This is a genomic window from Paraburkholderia sp. GV068 (assembly GCF_003058125.1).
GTDB classification, from domain to species: Bacteria; Pseudomonadota; Gammaproteobacteria; order Burkholderiales; family Burkholderiaceae; genus Paraburkholderia; species Paraburkholderia graminis.
The window spans coordinates 367,834-387,190 of sequence record NZ_QBUB01000002.1; the positions used below are offsets into that span (position 1 = coordinate 367,834).

Sequence of the window (19,357 nt, forward strand, 5' to 3'; positions counted from 1 at the left end):
CATCGTCGCTTTATGTCTCGCCATCGTCTTCTTCGCGCTCGTCCGCGCCGTTCCGGTCCAAAGGCACGACATTGCGATTGCGAAACTCCTTCGAATGAAGCCCGTGTTTTTTCAGCAGCATTTGCAGATGCGAGCGGTTCATGTCAATACGGCGCGCCAATTCCGCGACGGTGCCGTTCACTTCGCGCAGTCCGCGTTCGAGAAAGGCTTTTTCCGCGTCGTCACTCGCCGCGCGCTTTGCGTCGCTGAGCGACATGAGATTCGCCACGCTGATCGGCTGCTGTCCCGAGCCATTCGCGACGCCTTGCAAGGCCGCCGCCGAACCTGGCGCTGCGGGCCGCATGTCGGTCGGCAAGTGGTCGACATCCGCCATGTCGCCGGCGAGACACGAGATGCGGTACATCACGTTACGCAATTCGCGGATATTGCCGGGATAAGCGTAGTTAAGCAGAAAGTCCCGTAAACGAGGGGTTAATCTCACTGGTCTGCGCTTGAGCGTGCCGGCAGCTTCGTCGCCGAACCAGGCAATCAGCAGCGGAATTTCGTCGCGCCGTTCACGCAGCGGCGGCAGCGTGACGTGAATCACACTGAGCCGGTAGAACAGATCTTCGCGGAACCTGCCTTCCTCGCTCAGCTTGCGCAGATTGCGATTCGTTGCCGCGACAATGCGCGTATCCACCGCAATGGTTTCGTCGGAGCCGACGCGTTGAATCTCGTGCGCTTCGAGCACGCGCAACAGTTTCACCTGACCGGCGAGCGGCAACTCGCCGATCTCGTCGAGAAAAATAGTACCCGTATGGGCACTTTCGAATTTACCCTTGCGGTCATTCGAAGCGCCCGTAAACGCACCCTTGCGATGCCCGAACAATTCCGACTCCAATAGATTGTCCGGAATCGCACCGCAGTTCACGGAAATAAATGGCTTATCCGCACGCGAGCCGTTCGCATGAATGACCTTCGCCATCAGTTCCTTGCCGGTGCCGCTTTCGCCGTCGATTAGAACCGGCAAGTCTGTCGGCGCGGCCTTCTCGGCAATTTCCAGCGATTCCAGGAGCCGCGCATTGTCGCCGAACGTCCCTTCGAAAATGAAGCTGCGCGCGAGCAGTGCCTGCCTGCGCGCCCCGCGCGACTGCTCGGCGCGCTGCTCCGGCTCCGCCGACGTCGCGGCCTGCACGAAGCGCTCCTTGTGCGATAGCTGCATGACTTCATCGCGCAGCGACGTGGCCTGCCTCAACAGCTTGTCGATGTCGCTGCGTTCGAGTCGCGACGACCATCGCAGCGTCGAGCGCAGAATCTCAATCCGCTCGATCAAACCCGCATACGAAATCGCCGGACTGATGTCTTCAATCTGGTCGAGTATCTTCATCATCACGCACTCAGTTGTTTCTGCACGAGTTGGTAGTACATGCCACCGCGTTGCAGCAGTTCTTCGTGACGGCCCTGTTCGACAATCGCCCCTTCATAAAGAACAAGGATCTTGTCGGCACGCATGATCGTACTCAGCCGATGCGCGATGATCACCGCCGTGCGGCCTTTCAGAATGTCATGCATATTGCCGAGAATGTTGCTTTCCGACTGCGAATCGAGCGCGGACGTCGCCTCGTCGAATACGAGCAGACGCGGATCGTGATACAGCGCGCGCGCAATGCACAGCCGCTGAATCTGACCGCCCGACAAACCAATTCCGCGTTCGCCGACAATCTGCTCATAGCCGAGCGGCATCTTGCTGATGAACGCGTGCGCGTCGGCCATTCTCGCGACTTCTTCTATACGGCGGCGGTCGGGTGCGTCGTCGCCGCTTGCGATGTTCTCGGCAATCGTGCCGGAGAAGAGCAGATTGCTTTGCATCACATAGCCAATCTGCGCGCGAAAATAGGCTTTGTCGACTACGCTGAGGTCATAACCGTCGATCGACATCTTGCCTTCGCTCGGCGCATAAAAACCCACCAGCAACTTCGCGAGCGTAGTTTTGCCCGAGCCGCTGCGCCCGACAATCGCGACCAGTTCGCCGGGCTTGATGTCGAAGCTGATGTTCTCCAGCACATAGGCGGAGTCGTTCTCGCCATAACGGAAGTACACGCCGTTCAGGCTTATTTCGCCTTGCAGCTCGGGCAACATCACGCGTGAGGGCAGATCTTCCGGCTTTTGTTCCGGCTCGATGTCGAGCACGTCGCCGAGCCGTTCCATCGCGACGCCCGCATCGTTCAGCATGCTCCATAAGCCGACGAGTCCCATCAACGGGCCTAACACGCTGCCCATGAATGCGTTGAATGCAATCAATTGCCCGATTGTCATTTCGCGCGCAAGCACGAGATTCGCGCCGACCCATAGAATTGCAATCGTGGTGGCGGCGTTCAGCAATTGACTGCCGAGCCCGACAAGAATATTGAAAGCGTGCGCACGGTACTGCACTTCCAGTGCTTTTGCGTATTTCTTTTCCCAGCGCAAACGCACCGGCCGCTCGATGCCCATGCCCTTCACCGTCTCCACGCCGGCCAGCGCCTCCATGAGAAACGACTTCGATTCCGTCGACGCCGTGAACACCTCGCGCGCATAGTTCTTGATCTTCGGCGTGGCCAACGCGGTCAGCGCCATGATAGGAATGACGAATCCGATCAACACGAGCGTCATCTTCACGTTGTAGACGAACATGATCGTGAAGTAGATGAACACCATCAGCAGGTTCAGTGCGGTCGTCACCGTCGATTCGGTGAGAAATGCGCGAATGGTCTGGTTCTCCTGAAAGCGCGCGAAGATGTCGCCGGTTTTGCGCTTGGCAAAAAACGAGAACGGCAGCGACAACGTGTGCTTGAAGAACTGCGACATCATCGCAAAGTCCATATTGCGCACCATGAAATTCGCGAGATACGCGCGAATCGACGACATGAGCTGCGAGAACACATTGGCAATGATGAGCCCGCCAATCAGCAGATGCAGCAGGCTCACGTTCTGATGCACGATCACACCGTCAAGAATATTCTGGATGATGAGCGGCGGAATCACACCCAGCACCTGAATCACGAATGTGGCCAGAAACAGGTGCCCGAGAATCTTTCTGTACGGCTTCAGGTAGCCGACAAAGCGTATCCACGGCGAACGCGCCGCCGACATTTGCACGAGTTGCGGACCGCCCGTAAACAGCAGACATGTGCCGCTCCAGCCGCGCTCGAAATCTTCGACCGTCAACTTGCGAAAGCCGAGCGCCGGATCGGCGATCCATACATATTCGGTAGAGAGGCCGTACACCACGACATAGTGATAGCCTTCCCAATGCACGATGAACGGCAAATCGAAACCACGCAGCGAATCGAACGTGCACTGCACGCCACGCGCGGTGAAGCCAAGCGATTCGCCCGCGCGTGCGAGACTGTCGAGCGTCGCGCCTTGCGTGGTCACATTCGCGAGCTCGCGCAATTTGCCGAGCGTCATCGGAATGCTGTAATGGCGGCAGATCATCGCGAGACACGCGGCGCCGCAATCCATTTCTTCCGCTTGCTCGACCAACGCGAAGCGCTTGATTATCTTCTCGCCCAACGCGGGCTTGCTCTGCAAATCGAGCATGAGCGGCAGCTTGCGGCGTTGCTCGAGCCGCTTTTGCCGCTGTAATTCGCGATCGCCATAACGAATGCGCTCGTCCAGTACTTCGCGCAGCTTCGGATTGCGTTCGAGTATGAAGTGCACGGTGCGCTCGGGAATCACAAGCAGCCGCGCGTCTGTCGACGCAATGACCGAAGCCATTTGCTCCTGGCGCATCAAGCACGCTTTTTCGCCGAATATCTCGCCTTCGCCGAGCGTGGCGAGCGTATAGTCGCGCCCTTCTTCGTGCCGGACAATGCGTACCTCGCCTTGGCGTACGACGTATAAGCGCCGGTCGTCGCGTGCGTCCTGCCGCAGGATTTCCTTGCCCGCCGCCACGCGTTTAACGCCGACGCTGCGCACGTATTCTTCGAGTTCGGCTTTGTTCAGTTTGCCGCGCAAATCGAATAGCTGGGCGACAAAGCCACCCGCCGAATTGATCGCCACATAGCTCGCGACAAACGCGAGCGCCGCCTGATTGCCGGCCATCACGGGCTCGATTGCCGCGCGCGGAATAAACAGCAATTCCGTTTTCGCCGACGCCCGCACCGACGCCTCATGCACATACGTCCGCAGCATTGCAATATCGGCGAAGATCTCGCCCGACTTGCGCACGCCCATGCTCGTTTCCTTACCATGCTCCTCGACGAAGATGCGTACCGAGCCCGAGCGGACTATATACAAACCGTCGACTGTCTCGCCTGTCGAGCACACGGTTTCGCCAAACGAATAGAAGCGCGCTTGCGCATATTCGGCTAGACGTTCGATCTCATCGCGCGAGAAAGGCGACAGTATCTCCACCGAGGCAAGAAATTCGGCGGCGGACGGCGCGGTCTGGGGTGCATCCATAAGCGTGCGGACCTCGGTTCTACTTCTGACGGTGGCGCCCGGTTAGCGCGCTTCGATCACATGCTCCTGCGCACGCGCGATCAGCCAGCTTTCGCGCAAAAGGCGCCTGACTTCAGCGGCCACGTCGGCGTCGAGCGTCGCTGGGTATTTCGCGGTCACCGCGAAGATCTCGAAGCACGAGCGATCCGCCGATGGAAACGGCCCGAGCAGATCGCCCACCGCCGCGTTAAAGATCTTTGCCTCGATGTCCGGCTTTAACGAGCCACGCAGTACCTTACCGATCACACCGCCCGCTTCTCGCGTATCGGCAATCGAATGCTCGCGCGCCATGTCGGCGAAACTATCGGGATCGTCGCGCAGATACGAGATCATTTCCTTCGCTTTGCCTTCGCTGTCGAGCACGATATGGCTCACTTCGATTGCATCGAACTTCGGCGAATTGAGCGCGAAGTAGTCTCTGACGGCCGCTTCGTTGCCGACTTGGTCGAGCATCTTCTCCTGATACAGGCCGTCCGTGATGAACGCCTCGAATTCGTCGAGGCTCACGTTCAGCACGTCGAGATACTGGTTCATATCCGTCGCGCGATGCAGCCCTCGCACGCGGCGAAACTGATCGGCGCGCTCCTGAATGTCGTCGGCGGTGACGACGATGCCCTGCTTCTTCGCCGCGTGCACCGTCAGCTTGTCGCGCACTATCTGCTCTATCAGGCTTTCGAACTGGCCAGTCAGTTTGAGAAGCCGGATGAACTCGCCCACATCCACGACTTCATCGTCAATTCGCACTATTGCGGTCATGTTGTCCGCTCCTTTGGTTGATATGTGATCCGCGCGGTCAACCCGCCACCTGTCTGAACGGATCGAGGCCGAGGTCGATCAGCCGCCGCTCGCGCACGACGATTTCCGCGCTCGCGGTCATGCCGTAACGCAACGGATAGTGCGTACCGGCGATCTCGTAGTAGTTTTTGTCGAGCGTGACGCGGCCTTCATAAACCGGCTGCTTGTCCGTCAATGACGGCTTGGTGGCCGGCGAAATATAGGCCAGCGTGCCGTTGATCAATCCATAACGCTGATACGGAAACGCGTTGAACTTCAGTTTGACCGGCAATCCTTCGTGAAGAAACGCGCGATCGTGTTCGGCGATTTCGATCTTCAACACCGGCTTCGCGTCTTTTGGCGCGATGCCTCCGAGCGGCGAATTGGCCTGAATCTTGTCGCCTCGCTGCGTCGACGTGACATCGGTAATCACGCCGGAAACGGGCGCGAGAATCAGCAGAAAGTTGTCCTTGTCGATGTTCTCGAAGCGGATTCGCGCGGCGGCTTCCGAGACGAGCCGTGCGCTTTGTAGTTGCAGCCGCACCTTGCCTTCCGCGTCGGCGACGTCGCGCACTGCTGCGTCGTATTGAAGCTGGAGATCCGTAGCCTGCTGGCCGCTCGTTTCGAGTTCCGCATTCGCCTTTGCGTACTCGTGACTCAAGCGGAAATCCAATTCGGCGAGCTTCGATTGCGCAACACGGTATGCGTTGTCCGCTTCCATCGACGCCGTTCTCTTTTGCTCTACCTGCAATTCTGCAATACCGCCACCGCCCGGCTGCGCGAATAGCCGCGAATAGCGGTCGAGTTCCTGGTGTGCGGCCTCGCGTACCCGCCGCGCGTTGTCGAGCGCACTGCGCGCTTCGTCGAGTTCAGCCTTCTGTCCTTCGGCGAGCTTGGTGGTTCCTTCCGAAACACGGTTTTCGTGCAGACGTGCTTCCACTTCCATTTGCGCCTTTAATGCCGCGGCTTTTCTCTCCATCAGCGCTTTCTTCTGCGGGAACTGCTTCCAGTCGCGCTCGGCGTCTTCGAGTTTTAATTGCGCCTGCAACGCATTGCTTGCGGCCTCGATCGCGCCGCGCGCATTCAATCGCGCGAGTACATCGCCTTTCGACACGGGCTGGCCTTCCGCGATATAGAGGTCGGCCAGTTCGCCGTCGATAGGCGCATAAATGCGGCGCACTTCCGATTCCGGCGATAGCGTGCCCTGTGCGCTGACGATCACGTCGGCACGTCCCACGAACGACCACAGCAAGCCTGCGACCACCAGCGCGACCATCGCCCAGATCAGCGCACGCGCGATCCGCACGGGCTCCGCAGTGAGTATCGCAATGCCTTCGACACTGTGGTCTTCCAGCGCTTGCGCCAGCGACCTAGGGTAACTGTCGCGCTTCACTCTGCTCGCCTCCAATTAACGCCAGCTTCGCTTTTAGCAGCGCCGGATCCAGCACCATGCGCAACTCGGTCAGCGAGCGGCGCTGCAATGTTGTTTCCGCTTCTATATCGGCGAGCAAACGGTCGAAATCCGCGGGATATTCCGCCTTCAACTGCGAATAGATGCGCATACCCTGCTGTGCGGCCGTTTGCGCATCGGACAGCAAGCGCGCCTCGTTGCGAAAGCCCGGCGAGATGCCTGCTTCGAGGCGCTGCGTGCCGCCAATCGGACCGCTCGCGCGATACTGCTTCCACAGGCTCTGTGCGCGCAGCATCAGATCTTGCGCGCGTGCCAGTGCTTTATCGTGCAACGCGGCGACGTCTTTCTGAATGGATTGGGCGAACCACACATCCGTTGACGGATCGAGGCTCGCATAGAAAGAAAGCAGACGCTGGTCGTAATCTTTTCCGTTGCGCGTTTTCTGCAAGTCGTTGTACTGATCGAGGAGTGCTTTCTTGTGGGCAAACTCGGCGGCCAGTACATCGGACCACGGCCCCGTCGGCATCGACTGCAATCCGGTCAATGCCTGTTGTGCGTCGCCGCGCCGCCACGCAGCGGCGATTGCGTCGTGCCGCTGAACGACATCGGCCGATGGCAAACGCGTCGCGGCCAGTTGCCGATATTGCTCCTGAAACGGCGGCGTACTGAAACGCGCGGTTTTCATCAGCGCGAGCAAAGTACTCAATTGACGGCCAAGCGCGGCTTCCAGCAAAGCCGTGTATTGGCGCAAATCGTCGCGCACGCGGTCGAGTCCCGCGAGACGCGGATAGCGCTGCGCATAATCGTCGAGTACCGATGGCAATGCCGCCGGTTTGTCGCGCGCCAACTCGGTGCGAATCGCGCCGTCCAACCGTCCGATTGCCGCGAGATAAACGGAGTCGTCGCTCTCGAGTTTGCGCAAATGGCTCATGGCTTGCGCGTACGGTTCTGTAAAAACCGGTACATATGACGCGATTCTGTCGAGCGCGCGCTGATGACTCTTCGGATCGTCGTCCCAGCGTTGCAGCAAACCGCCGATAGCCGCTTCGTCCTGATACATGCGGATCGGTGCCTCGACACCGCCGCGCCCCGCGACGAAGCGTTCGAGATCGCCCACCCATTGCAATTCGCCGAGAAGCGAAAGTGCGTCGGCGTTATTCGCGGTCAACGACTTCATCTCGGCGAGTTGCGCATCGGCCTGATCGAATTGCGACTTTTGCAGCACGTTGAGCCAATCCGGCAGCTTTGCCTTCAGCAGCGCTTCGCTTGCAAGCGCGCTCACCTTCGTGTCCGCCGGATGAGTCACCAGGTAGTTCTTCGCGGATTGCACAGCACTCGTATAGTCGCCGCTCGCCAGCAGGTTCTTCAGTTCACGTTCGGAGGAACCGCGCATATAAAGTGTGAAGGCGACGGCGCCGAGCAACACGACGCCCGCGCCGCCCCACATGGCGAAGCGTCGCATGCTCGCGCGATCGTCGCCTGCGAAAGCCTTGCTCAACTCGCTTGCGATGAGGCGCCAGCGCCGCTGCTTGCGCCTGGAAACGCCGGCGACGCGGCCGCCATTCGATTCATTCAGGGCGCTGTCCGCACTATGCGATCCGTTCGCACTTTTTGCCGATGCACCCGCCGCTCCACCGCTAGTCGGCGGCGTGCGTCCCGCATGTCCAGATGCAACGTGCGCCGCCTCGTTGATTTCGTCCTCGCGTTGCCTCGCTGGGTCGACGCAGAAGATGTCGAGAAACGAATGGGCCGCGCCCACGAAGGTCGTTTTGTCGGCGTCGACATCGGCGACATCCGCGAGTTTGGCGACTGAGGGATTGAGGAGCAGCTGAGTCACGGTCGGCTCGACTTCGGGCGGTTTTTGCAGCGTCACCCTGTAGACGAAGTGGTCGCCGCCAAATGCAACGACGTCGCCATCGGCAAGCGGCAGCGCGGATTCGCCGAGCCGTATTCCACCGACGAATGTGCCGTTCGTGCTGCCGAGATCTTCGACGTAAAGCTCCGCGCCCTTCAGAAAGATGTGCGCATGCCGACGCGAGATGTAATTGACCTGATGCGGATACCGGTCCTTGTAGCGAGAAAAGACTTCGTCCGCTTTACTGACGAGAAACGGAAACGCCTGCACTTCAACCGGCTGAAGCCCGAGATCGCCGCGCTGCGGCACGAGTAGCAGGCGCGGCGCGACCACCGCGCTGCTTTTCGCGACGATGCGGGCGCGCGGCTCGATACTCACGCGATAACAGAGATCGCCGCCAAAGCACAGTTCGTCCCCTGCGCGCACGCGCGCCGGCGTCTCGCGCACGGCAACGCCGTTGACCGTGGTGCCGTTCTTGCTGCCGAGGTCCGCGACATAAACCGCGCCGTGCTCGATGAACACGCGTGCATGACGGCGCGACAGACGCGCGATCCACTCGGCGGGGTAGTCGTTGAACGGCGCTTCGCTGCGCCCAATGGCGAACAGGCTATCGACAATGCGGATCGCGTCCAGTGCCGGGCGTTGCGCGGACGCAAGCGGAGACAGCAGCACGTCGAAAGCGGTTTCGACTGTCGCGCGCTTCTCGGCAATGGATATTTCGCCGTCGGCCATTTTATCCGGATCACTAATCGTTTACCCGCTGCTGCGAGAGCGCAACGGAGTCAGCACGAAGGACGACGGCGAGAGAATCTTGTTTGAAAGAACCGGCGGAAACACGGTTCCTCAACGATTGTAAGTCACGCATTGCGAGTGTCAATTCCCGGTCGTCGGTGATAAGCCGCTGCACACGATATGAGAAACCGCAACGGGTTTCACATGCGCGCCTGAGCGGATTAGCTCAATGCTCCTTTACTTCTGCTCTGCTTCTTTTCTACTTCTCTTTCAATTGCGCCTGCACATCGACATTCGGCCAGCCGCCGCCGAGCGCCTTATAAAGCAGCACCGTATCGGACAAAATCAGTTGATGATTCGCCAGCAACGACAACTGGGCCTCGAGCAGCGTGCGCTCGGTTTCGAATACTTCCAGTTGCGACACCACGCCGAGCCGCAGTTGCGACTGAATCTGATCGGCCACGATTTGCAGACGATCCACCTGTTGCTGCAATTCAACGCGCTGCGCCTTATGCGCGTTCAGATTCACCAGCGCGTTTTCCACTTCCTCGAACGCGCCCATTACAGTCGCACGGTACTGCTGTTCCGCCACCGTCGATTGCGCCTGCGTCACCTTGACGTGTGCGCGCACACCGGGATCGAGCAGGGGAATGTTGATGCTCGGCATGAAGCCGTAGGTGAACGATTTCAGCAAATCAGTCAGCGCGAAACTCGCCGTGCCGCCGTGCCCGGTCAGACTGATGGTCGGCAATTGCGCGAGTTTGGCCTGACCCACGAGGTCATACGCCTCGAGTACTCTGAATTCCGCGGCGACCAAGTCTGGGCGCCGCGCGAGCAGTTGTGCGGGCAGACCGTCGGGCACTCCCGGCGATTGCACGCGCTGTTGCAGATGGCCTTTGGGCAATTGAAACTCACCGGCAGGTACACCGGTCAGCGTGCACAGCGCGTTATTCGCGAGGTCACGCGAGCGACGCAGTTCAAGCAACTGATTCGTCAGGCGATTGATTTCCGCCTGCTGCCGCAGCACCTGCGTCTGCGGAACAAGTCCGCTGCGGCGCTGGCCTTCGTAGATCGAGAGAATCTGGCGATTGGTGACGAGTGTCTTTTGCTGCTGTTCGATCTGGTCGTCGAATTGAAGGATCTGGAAATAGGTACTCGACACGTTCGACACCAGTTCGAGATAACCCGCACGCCAGTCGGCTTCGCTCGCGTGGAATTCGGCTTTCTGTGCCTGCACGCCCTTTTCCACTTTGCCCCAAATGTCGATGTCCCAGTTCACCTGCGCCGCGACGTTGTATTGCTTCGCGAAGGTCTGTCCGGTTGTTTTCTGGAAACTCGCGCCGGCGCCGAGGTCCATGGTCGGCAACGCGCCGGCCTTGGCTTCGCCGATCTGCGTGCGCGCGACGTCGATACGCGCAGCCAGTATCTTGATGTCGAAGTTGCCGCCTATGGCTTTGGCAATCAACGAGTCGAGAGCCGGATCGTTAAAGCCTTTCCACCAATCCGGTTCAATGGTGGCCGCCGCGGAAACCGGCGCGCCGCTCTGTCCCGTCCAGGAAGTCTTGCCAGGCGTATCGGGCCGCTTGTAGTCGGGCATGCCGACGTCGACGCAAGCACACAGTGAGGCCGCGCAGATCGTTGCCGCGCACAACCCGCGCAACGCCGCCGTTGTCGAGTGGTTGAAGAAGCGCTGAACCATCTTTGAATCAGGCAACGCTGACACGATTTTCTCCGATGACGCCGACTTCACTGCACAATCCGCGCGCACCATTTAAGTAAAGCATCTCCGACGCCGCTTCACCATCGAAGCGGCGCATGACAAAAGCTCGGGAGATGTGCGGTAAGGAAGTGTCGCGTGAAAAGAACGATTGGGTGCGCGAACTTTTTGAGGACCGCAGCTAGCGGACGCGCCGCTTACGGCATGTAGATGTTGTTGCTCGCGGTCACATGCGGGTTGAGGTTGGTCGTCGCGCCCTCAATGAACGCGCCGTTGCTGCCATTGACGCTCTGGATATTCATCGTCGTGCTGATCAGTTGAGTGGCGTCGACGTTCCTGCTGAAGTTCGGCGCATAGATCGGCGCGAAATTCAGATACGACGGCGGTAACAGGTGGCCGGTGCCGCCGCGCACGGCGCTCATCGCCTTGCTGTCGAGTTGTTCGGTGATGGACAGGTCTTTGATCGTCAGCGTGTTCATGGCAAATCTCCGGAACGGAAGGTCACAGTCTTGCGGTTGGTTTCGAGCAACTTGTCTACTCGAACCTAACTAACGCATGGGCTGTGCCAGTTTCGTTTCCCTATCCAAAGAAATTTATGGAAGTGCCGTGAATAAAGGCTTTGGACAATACGTCGACCGGGCAATTCAGCGTGTGACCAGAAAGCATCAGCGTCGATGTGATGGATCGCGGCCAACAGCAGGTGTGAAATGGTTGGCTGCGGCGTAACATCGGCGCTCGCTAACGTCAACGCGCGATGACCGTGATCTTCTTCGAGTACACCGGCGGGTTGTGCGGAACGTGCGTGTCGTCGCCCATCAGAAGCTGCAATGTATGTTTGCCGGGCGGCAGTTGAATCATCGTCTCGGTTTCGCCCGCGCCGAAATGCAGGTGATTGCGATCCGAGGGTATCTCCTGGTCCATCGGCGGCAAGTCGGTGTCGATGAGAAGATGATGATGTCCCGTGTTCGGATACTTCACGCCTTTCGGCGCCACGCCCATATAGCGCAAACCGAACCACACGCGAAACGGCTTGTTGGCCGTAACCACCTGGCCGTCGTTGGGATAGCCGATATAGGCATGTGCGCCGGAAGGCGACGCCGCCCCGGCCGCCACGGCGAAATCCGCCGCGCCCCATGTCGCCGACGCCACCAGCGCCGCGACTGCAATGAACTTATACATGAAGGTTTCTCCGTCCTGAGCAGGCCGCGATGAACGCGCTAGTCTTTCTGCACGGTGATGGTGATCTTTTTCGAGTACACGGGCGGCGCATGCGGCACGTGATTGTGGTCGCCGAGAATCAGCTGCAACGTGTGCTTGCCTGGCGGCAACTCGATACGCGCGTCGGTCTCGCCCGCGCCGAAGTGCAGGTGATTACGGTCCGACGGAATCTCCTGATCGAGCGCGGGCAGGTCCGTATCGATCAGCAGATGATGATGCCCGGTGTTGGGAAACGCGACGCCTTTCGGGCACACACCCATATTGCGCAGGCCCATGCGCACCCAGAGCTTGCCGCCGTGAATCACGGCGCCGTCGGGCGGCCAGATGATGTACTCCTCCGCACCGGCAGGCGATGCCGTGGAATCCGCGAATGCCACCACCGGCAAAACCATGCCGACAATCGACACGGCGAGCACCGTCCGCGAAACCGCGCGCAATGCACATAGGCGCATCGTGCTTCTGGGACTCGGCTTGGAAACAGCGGGGACGTCGGTTCTTCGCATGGCGCACTCTCCCGAAGAGCGGTCGTGACCATCTCGACTGCGCAAGGCAGCGATGGGTGATTGTGCTTGATCGCGGGGCGCGCGATGCGCCAGCCGCGTAGTTAAAACGACCGTGCCACGTTGCTTTGTGAATTAGCTTAGGACGTAACTTGCCAAAAAGATACGCCACACTCGTTAACCGTATAGCGCACTCGGTAAAAGTGTTGGTTGTTGCCCGCCATGCGCGTGCTATGGTTGTTGATACGTTGCAACGCGGATGATCGAAAGCGCGTCGATGCTTCGCTTTTCGGGCGGCCGTATCGGCGAATCGCAACGTATTCCAGCGGCAGTGCGGTGCGCGAATACCTATGTTCTGTCCGGAACAAACAGGATGCGAAGATGTGGCGAATATTCCTGCTGATGTGGATGGCCGGGGCCATTCTGGTGAATTGCGGCGGTGCATTTGCCGCAACGCCGCGTGAGAGTACAAGCGCGACTAATCTGGCCGCACCGGCTAATAGCGGGATCGCGCCGTTCGCTCCGCAGCACGACCATGTTGGCGCTTCACGCATCGCGCTCGTTATCGGCAATGGCGCCTATGGTCCCGATGCGTCGAAAGTCATCGAGCGAAACGCGCCGCGTGATGCTCAAGCGCTGGGCAAGCAATTGCGCGCGCTCGGCTTCGACGTCGTCGTGCTTGCCAATGCAACGCCGCTGCAAATGCGGCGAGCGATTGGCGAATTCCGCGAGCGTCTGCGTGCGGGCGATGTCGGTCTGTTCTATTTCGCCGGTCATGGCATGCGGCTCGGCGGACAAACGCTATTGATTCCTGCCGGTCTCGACGTGCGCTCGCCGGCCTCGCCAATTCGCGAGGGCATCGACCTGAGTGACGTGTTGCAGGCAATGCACACGTCGCGCAATGCACCATTGAACATTGCGATTCTCGACACCTGTCTCGACAATCCATTCACGCGCGATGTCGCGCAGGCGGCGCCAGCACTGCCGCCGAACACGGTCGTTGCCTATGCAACGGCGCAAGGCGGCTTTGCGGCCGACGGCTCCAGCCACGGCATCTATACGCAAGCGTTATTGCGTGCACTCGACGAGAAGCCCACGCAGCCGCTAATGAGCCTGCTAGCGAGCGTCGCTGCGCAAGTCAAACACGCAACCGGAGGGGAACAGCAACCGTGGGTTGAGTCGTCGTTGCCCGATTCCACCTTAACGACAAGCAACGTAAAGGTTAGGGATACGCGGCTCATCGCCAGTAACGAGCATGTCGTCACACTGCACAGCCGAGGCATTCTGCCGAAAGACAGCACCGAGCAATACGAAATCACCTTCTGGAATTCGATCAAGGACAGCAATTACCCCGCGGATTACGAAGCGTATTTGAAGGCCTATCCGAATGGGCGCTTCGCCACGCTCGCGCATGCGCGAATCGATCGGTTGCGGGCGGCGTCGGCGAATGCGCCTGCGCCGAACGCGTCGACACAGCAGGTTGCGCCGTCAGTTGCGCCGCCGCCGACAGCGCGGCCGGCGACACCTGCTGCGCCCACTGCATCGGCCGCGCAAGAGCGCCCGCGTGCCGCTTCCGCACCGCCAGCCGCGAGCACCACTCCACCGCCAGCACCGCCCGCTGCAGCCACCGCGCAAAAGCCTGCAACGCGTGCGCCAGTAGCAGGCGAAAGCCGCGACTGTGCCACGTGTCCGATCATGATCGCGTTGCCCGCAGGCTCGTTCTCGATGGGCAGCAACAGCGACGATCCGTCCGAGAAGCCGGTTCATCACGTGACGATTGGTACGCCGTTCGCTATCGGCAAATACGAAGTGACAGTCGAGCAGTGGAATGCCTGCGTCGCGGCGAATGCATGCCCGAAACTCTCGCCGGAAACGAATGCCAATAAGTCAGCTCCCGCGCGCGACGTGAGTTGGGACGACGCGCAGCAGTACGTGAAGTGGCTCACGCGAACGACGGGCAAACCGTACCGTCTGCCCACGGAAGCCGAGTGGGAATACGCGGTGCGCGGCGGCACGACGAGCGCGTACTGGTGGGGCGATCAGATGCGCAAGGGCAACGCCAATTGCAAGGATTGCGGCGAGCCGTGGCACAAGGAAGGCCCCGAAGCGGCAGGTTCTTTTGCGCCGAATCCGTACGGCCTCTACGACATGAACGGAAGCGTATGGGAATGGACCGCCGACTGCTGGCACAACTCGTATCAGTCAGCGCCCGTCGACGGCCGCGCGTGGGAAAACCCCGGTTGCGACATGCGCGTGATTCGCGGCGGCTCGTGGCGTGAAGGCGGCGGCTACATGCTGAGCGCGACGCGCTTCAAATACAGCGCGGGCGTGCGTCAATCGCAGGATGGTTTCCGCGTAGTCAAAGATCTGAAGTGATCCGCCGCGCCGGCAATTAAACTCATTGCATCAAGCTCCGCAGCACTCGGCTCGCTCGACGAAAACATCATGGCGTATGCGGCTTCGTGGTGATCGGCGCGAAGTCCGCCACGATCCGCTCGCGGCCGTATTTCGTCGCTATTTGCGCGAGCCGTGTGTCCAGTGCGCGCAGATAGTCCGAGCGCGATTCGGCTTCCGGGCGCGGCTTGTCGAAGAGCGGCGCGGGCGTGATCAGCAACACGACCATCTCCGAACCGAACGGCTTTGAAATGACCCAGTCGCCGCCGCTGCCGACCGTCGCCGAATAGTGCGGCGGCGCCTGGTTGTCCTTCGCGCGCGGACTCGGCACCATATGAACGACATTGCCGTCGAGCTGGTAGTAGTCCAGATTCACATACGAGTCGTAGCCGGGCGTGCTCACGTCGACAACCAGTGGATCGCCCTCGTTCAATTGGCCGCTCGGCGGCCGCACCTGCAAGCCCGCGACGTGCCCCGCTTGCCAGTTCTGCGTCCAGTAGGGCGCAAGCGCCTTGACGGTGTCGCATTTGTCGTCCGCGACCGGATCGACGTCGAGCTTTAGCGTGTCCACGCCGGGTAGCGCCGTGAGGCCGTCTTTTAGTCGCGCGACGCCATAGCGTTGCGAAAGATAGCCGCGCACCGTCAACGTGTGGTCCTGCGTCGACGCGGATAACGCCGAGCACGGCACTTGCGCGAGCGTCGGAGCAACCGCTGCGAGTGTCAGTGCGGGCTTGGGTTTGGGTGCAGCGGGCGGTGTGGGGGCTACTACTGCCGCTGAAGCGGTCGCGGATGACGACGTTGCTGTGGTCGGATTCGTTGTCGCTGCACTTGCGGTGCTGGTCGCCGCTGTCGCCGCTGCCTCGCTCGCTTGCGTCGCCGACGACGCCGCTTCCTCCACCCGCCCCTGCGACGTGCCCGTACCCAGTTGCGTTTCGCTATGACGGTTCGGCGCGGAGCGCCACGCATAGACGGCGACCGCCGCCGCGCAAATCACCGCAAAGCCGGCGAGTCCCGCCTTCGCCAATGTCCCCGACTTTTCCGCGCGCGCCTCGTTGTCGAACTCGGCGATGAAGCGCGTGACGCTCGGCATGCGCGTCGCGCGGTCGAAGGAAAGCGCGGCCCGCAATGCGCGCCATTGCGTCGCATCGAGATTCGGCGGACGCTGCAGCTTGAATTCGGCATTGCGCGCCTGCGTCGCGGACAAGCGGTCGAACGGATGATGCCCCGTCAGCAATTCATACGTGATACAGCCGAGCGCATAAATATCGTCACGCGGATCGGGCTCGCGATGCTCGATCATCTCCGGGCTCGCATACGCAGGCGTCAACGCGCCGAGGCTGCCTGGATCGAACACGGTTGCATCGCTTTCTTCTTCCGGTCGCTGAAACACGCGCGCAATGCCGAAGTCGATGACCTTCACTTCGGCATTCGTCGTGAGAAAAACATTGGCGGGTTTGAAATCGCAATGCACGAAGCCGCGTTCGTGTGCATACGCGAGCGCGCTGCACATGCCGCGCACGATCGGCAGCGCGGCGCGAACCGGCATGCCCTGATAGCCCGGCGTGCGCAGCAACTGGCTGAGCGGCTTGCCCGACAGGTACTCCATCGTCAGATAAACGATGGGGCCGTCGCGATCGAAGTCGTACACCGTGATGATGTTGCGATGCGCGAGCACCTGCGCCTTGCGCGCCTCGCGCTGCAACGCGACGAGCGAATTCGGATTGCCGCGGAACTGAACGTTGAGGACCTTGACCGCGAGGTACGGTTTTCTGTCGGACGCCTCGAGCTTGCGCAGATCGAGCGCCTTATAAACCGTCCCCATTCCGCCGACGCCGAGGCACTCTTCGAGAACGAAGCGGTTATTCAGCGTATCGCCGATACCTTTGATCTGGTCAAAGCCTGCGCCGTTGGGCACGTTCGCGCTACTCGCGGACGCGCCCGTGCGCCCCGCGCCAGCCGGCACCACTGAGGGCATCTCCACCGTAGTCTGTATGCCGGTTTCCTCGCCGCCGGCCGCCACGTTCGATACGCGCAGTTGCTCGATGCGCCGCCGCACTTCGATATAAAGGTCCTCCGGCAGCGGCGCTTTACGATGCGCGGCGCCAAGCGTCTCCAGCAGCTGCGTCGGACCGAGGCCTTCGGTCACCAACGTGCTGTCGAGTTGAGCGACGAACTCGTCACGTGACAGCTCGCCGTTCTGGAAGTCGTGAATCACACGCGCAAGGCTAGCCATGTTGTGCGAATTGCCGCCGTTGCCGTGAGCCCCGATCGCGTTCGACCAAGGCTCTGCCGGCCGTTAGGAAAGCTGTCGTAACCAGTTACATGTGCCGCTTCGATACTAGCTCCCGGCCTGTTCTTTCGCAAACCAGGATTGCCCCGCGCGATGCGCGGCTCGCGCTTGTCGCGCGTCGTCCAACATAATGCGGCGCGTTGTCGGGTGAATGCCACCACTCGCCTTGCTCGTCGCAGCTTCGACGGATAGGAAAAGACGCGCGGCTTAGCGCTGCAAGCCTTATCCATAAAGGCACCATAACTTTTATTAGGAACCTTGAATAAATCTGGCACAGGCCGTGCATCCTTGAATCGGGCAGGCAGATTAAAAACAGATTTCCTATACTCATAGTGCGACGAGACCTCAGCACATCTGACGACACCCGCGAGCGCACGCCGGATCATCGCACCGGCCAATCGCTCGACTTTCGCGGCGAACACATCATGGCCAAGCTTCTCATCAACGATCTCGCAGACAACGTCGAACTCGACCGTGAGGCGATGGCCGCCATTGTCGGCGGCGCACGCATTGGGGCGCGGCTCTCGAGCGCCGCGCCGCTCGTGCCGACCGCGACTCGCGTCGTCGAATATCCGCCCGGCTTTCCCGCGGCGCATCAAACCATCGTGAAAGTGGCGGCGACGCGCAATACACGGCGCAGCTAGATTCGCGTTTATCAAGGCAGTACAGCGGCACGCGTCATCGACGCGTGCCGCTTTTGTTGTTGCCGCGACGCGTTTCGGGACGCGTGCGTGTCGCGCGGTGTTCCGCGTACACGCGGCCCAACAGTTCGGGTGCGTTCTGTCTGCTGTGTCCATACATCTGGCCGCTGGTTTTGCATCGTCGCGCTTTGCGATTAAAGGCCGCGCAATGCACATCCTTGCCTGGCCTGGCATCGGCGGACGCGTTGCGGATCGGCTCTTTATCGCGTGCAAATTGGCATATCCCTTGCAGAAACATGAGCGGGCACTCCGCCGTGCTCGCCCATTCACCTCAAGGAGTATCGCCATGAAATCCACCGTCATCATCAAGGACCTGCCTCGCGGCGCCGAGGCCGCCCACGAAGAAGTCACGCTCAGCGCCGAGCAGTCGAAGCTGGTGCGCGGCGGCCGTTCCGTCGTCGTCACCGTCGACGGTGGCGCGCTCGGCCATGTCGACGACTTCTCGATCAACACCGCCATCTTCGAAGGCCGCATCAAAGGCACTTATCTGTAGGACGCTCGAGATGTCCTCAATTGGAAACCGCCGCGCCACGTCATTGCGCTCGTGACGCGGCGGCGTCCATGCGCGCCGCCGCACATCGTCCCTTGCATTCTGTGTCGATCGATATATAATGCGGTTCTATATCGATTGATACAAAACCACCGACGCAGGCGGTAAAGGACACTCATCATGGCGCGACCCCGCGGATTCGACGAGCAAGAGGTGCTCGAAGCAGCAAGCGCAACGTTCTGGCTGAAAGGCTACGAGGCGACGTCCACGCGCGATCTCGTCAAATGCACGGGTCTCACGCAGCCGAGCCTTTACAACGCCTTTGGCGACAAACGCGGGCTGTATCTGCGCGCGCTGGAGCACTACCTGGATCATTCGCTGCGCGAGCGCATCAAGCGCTTCGAGAGCACCATGCCGCCTGCCGATGCCATTACCGGTTTCTTCGAAGAAACCATCGAGCGGTCGGTGTCCGATCCGCACAAGCGCGGCTGCATGCTGGTTAATTCGGCGCTCGAAATTTCATCGGAGGACGAAGCATTTCGTCAGCTCGTCGCAACCGAAATCGCCGAGATCCGCGAGTTCTTTTATCGCTGCCTGGCCGCGGCGCAAAAGAGCGGCGCGATTGCCAAAACCGTTTCCGCCGACGAAACCGCCACTCATCTACTCGCCACCGTGCTAGGCATGCGTGTGCTGGCACGCGTCGATCCGCAGCGTGCCGTGCTGACGAGCGCGGTTGCCGGCGCGCTGAAGCTGCTCGGCTTGCCGGCGCTGCCGGCCAAACACGGCGCGTCAAAGACACGCGCCTAACCTA

General features: G+C 60.4%; 14 protein-coding genes. 4 read left to right on the top strand and 10 right to left on the bottom strand.

Annotation, left to right across the window (positions count from 1 at the left end):
- Positions 1 to 10: 10 nt before the first annotated feature.
- The 9 genes from C8K18_RS06545 to C8K18_RS06585 all read right to left on the bottom strand — a co-directional run bounded on the left by C8K18_RS06545 (position 11) and on the right by C8K18_RS06585 (position 12,674).
- Entirely contained in the window at positions 11 to 1,369 is a 1,359-nt protein-coding gene (locus C8K18_RS06545; RefSeq protein WP_107707001.1) for a sigma-54-dependent Fis family transcriptional regulator, read from the bottom strand.
- Positions 1,369 to 4,425: a peptidase domain-containing ABC transporter gene (locus tag C8K18_RS06550; protein ID WP_107707002.1), complete on the bottom strand. Its 3,057-nt coding sequence runs from the start codon at positions 4,423 to 4,425 to the stop codon at positions 1,369 to 1,371. The genes C8K18_RS06545 and C8K18_RS06550 overlap by 1 nt, the downstream gene beginning before the upstream one ends.
- Positions 4,426 to 4,467: 42 nt before the next feature.
- Positions 4,468 to 5,220, bottom strand: coding sequence for a peptidylprolyl isomerase (locus C8K18_RS06555; protein WP_107707003.1), 753 nt, complete (start codon positions 5,218 to 5,220; stop codon positions 4,468 to 4,470).
- A 37-nt stretch (positions 5,221 to 5,257) separates the two neighbouring features.
- Positions 5,258 to 6,631: an HlyD family efflux transporter periplasmic adaptor subunit gene (locus tag C8K18_RS06560; RefSeq protein ID WP_006047237.1), complete on the bottom strand. Its 1,374-nt coding sequence runs from the start codon at positions 6,629 to 6,631 to the stop codon at positions 5,258 to 5,260.
- Entirely contained in the window at positions 6,609 to 9,236 is a 2,628-nt protein-coding gene (locus tag C8K18_RS06565) for an FHA domain-containing protein (protein WP_107707004.1), read from the bottom strand. Before C8K18_RS06565 ends, C8K18_RS06560 begins: the two co-directional genes overlap by 23 nt.
- A gap of 259 nt (positions 9,237 to 9,495) precedes the next feature.
- Complete coding sequence (locus C8K18_RS06570) at positions 9,496 to 10,935, bottom strand: efflux transporter outer membrane subunit (RefSeq protein WP_107707142.1); 1,440 nt, start codon at positions 10,933 to 10,935, stop codon at positions 9,496 to 9,498.
- Positions 10,936 to 11,150: 215 nt separating this feature from the next.
- Positions 11,151 to 11,432: a hypothetical protein gene (locus tag C8K18_RS06575; protein WP_006047240.1), complete on the bottom strand. Its 282-nt coding sequence runs from the start codon at positions 11,430 to 11,432 to the stop codon at positions 11,151 to 11,153.
- A 265-nt stretch (positions 11,433 to 11,697) separates the two neighbouring features.
- The gene (locus C8K18_RS06580; protein WP_107707005.1) at positions 11,698 to 12,132 is read right to left on the bottom strand and encodes a DUF4399 domain-containing protein; all 435 of its coding nucleotides are present in this window, start codon (positions 12,130 to 12,132) and stop codon (positions 11,698 to 11,700) included.
- A 38-nt stretch (positions 12,133 to 12,170) separates the two neighbouring features.
- Entirely contained in the window at positions 12,171 to 12,674 is a 504-nt protein-coding gene (locus C8K18_RS06585; protein WP_107707006.1) for a DUF4399 domain-containing protein, read from the bottom strand.
- Between the two features lie 378 nt (positions 12,675 to 13,052).
- On the opposite strand from C8K18_RS06585, the gene C8K18_RS06590 reads away from it, so the two are divergent.
- A complete protein-coding gene (locus C8K18_RS06590; protein WP_107707007.1) occupies positions 13,053 to 15,047 on the top strand; it encodes an SUMF1/EgtB/PvdO family nonheme iron enzyme in 1,995 nt (664 codons plus the stop codon).
- A 67-nt stretch (positions 15,048 to 15,114) separates the two neighbouring features.
- Here C8K18_RS06590 and C8K18_RS06595 read toward each other — a convergent pair whose 3' ends face one another.
- The gene (locus tag C8K18_RS06595) at positions 15,115 to 17,298 is read right to left on the bottom strand and encodes a serine/threonine protein kinase (RefSeq protein WP_107707008.1); all 2,184 of its coding nucleotides are present in this window, start codon (positions 17,296 to 17,298) and stop codon (positions 15,115 to 15,117) included.
- 482 nt (positions 17,299 to 17,780) lie between these two features.
- On the opposite strand from C8K18_RS06595, the gene C8K18_RS06600 reads away from it, so the two are divergent.
- The 3 genes from C8K18_RS06600 to C8K18_RS06615 all read left to right on the top strand — a co-directional run bounded on the left by C8K18_RS06600 (position 17,781) and on the right by C8K18_RS06615 (position 19,353).
- Positions 17,781 to 17,999 carry a hypothetical protein gene (locus C8K18_RS06600; protein ID WP_006047245.1) on the top strand — a complete coding sequence of 73 codons (219 nt, stop codon included), beginning with the start codon at positions 17,781 to 17,783 and terminating at the stop codon, positions 17,997 to 17,999.
- A gap of 343 nt (positions 18,000 to 18,342) precedes the next feature.
- A complete protein-coding gene (locus C8K18_RS06610) occupies positions 18,343 to 18,549 on the top strand; it encodes a hypothetical protein (RefSeq protein ID WP_107707009.1) in 207 nt (68 codons plus the stop codon).
- 177 nt (positions 18,550 to 18,726) lie between these two features.
- Positions 18,727 to 19,353, top strand: a complete 627-nt coding sequence (locus C8K18_RS06615; RefSeq protein WP_107707010.1) for a TetR/AcrR family transcriptional regulator — start codon at positions 18,727 to 18,729, stop codon at positions 19,351 to 19,353.
- The last annotated feature ends 4 nt before the right edge of the window (positions 19,354 to 19,357 follow it).

Bases quoted from the DNA above. Each gene is read 5' to 3' on its own strand.
- C8K18_RS06570 (WP_107707142.1), bottom strand. From the start codon at position 10,935: ATGGTTCAGCGCTTCTTCAACCACTCGACAACGGCGGCGTTGCGCGGG.
- C8K18_RS06615 (WP_107707010.1), top strand. From the start codon at position 18,727: ATGGCGCGACCCCGCGGATTCGACGAGCAAGAGGTGCTCGAAGCAGCA.
- C8K18_RS06590 (WP_107707007.1), top strand. From the start codon at position 13,053: ATGTGGCGAATATTCCTGCTGATGTGGATGGCCGGGGCCATTCTGGTG.
- C8K18_RS06545 (WP_107707001.1), bottom strand. From the start codon at position 1,369: ATGATGAAGATACTCGACCAGATTGAAGACATCAGTCCGGCGATTTCG.
- C8K18_RS06580 (WP_107707005.1), bottom strand. From the start codon at position 12,132: ATGTATAAGTTCATTGCAGTCGCGGCGCTGGTGGCGTCGGCGACATGG.
- C8K18_RS06610 (WP_107707009.1), top strand. From the start codon at position 18,343: ATGAAATCCACCGTCATCATCAAGGACCTGCCTCGCGGCGCCGAGGCC.
- C8K18_RS06565 (WP_107707004.1), bottom strand. From the start codon at position 9,236: ATGGCCGACGGCGAAATATCCATTGCCGAGAAGCGCGCGACAGTCGAA.
- C8K18_RS06595 (WP_107707008.1), bottom strand. From the start codon at position 17,298: ATGGCTAGCCTTGCGCGTGTGATTCACGACTTCCAGAACGGCGAGCTG.
- C8K18_RS06555 (WP_107707003.1), bottom strand. From the start codon at position 5,220: ATGACCGCAATAGTGCGAATTGACGATGAAGTCGTGGATGTGGGCGAG.
- C8K18_RS06550 (WP_107707002.1), bottom strand. From the start codon at position 4,425: ATGGATGCACCCCAGACCGCGCCGTCCGCCGCCGAATTTCTTGCCTCG.
- C8K18_RS06600 (WP_006047245.1), top strand. From the start codon at position 17,781: ATGGCCAAGCTTCTCATCAACGATCTCGCAGACAACGTCGAACTCGAC.
- C8K18_RS06585 (WP_107707006.1), bottom strand. From the start codon at position 12,674: ATGCGAAGAACCGACGTCCCCGCTGTTTCCAAGCCGAGTCCCAGAAGC.
- C8K18_RS06575 (WP_006047240.1), bottom strand. From the start codon at position 11,432: ATGAACACGCTGACGATCAAAGACCTGTCCATCACCGAACAACTCGAC.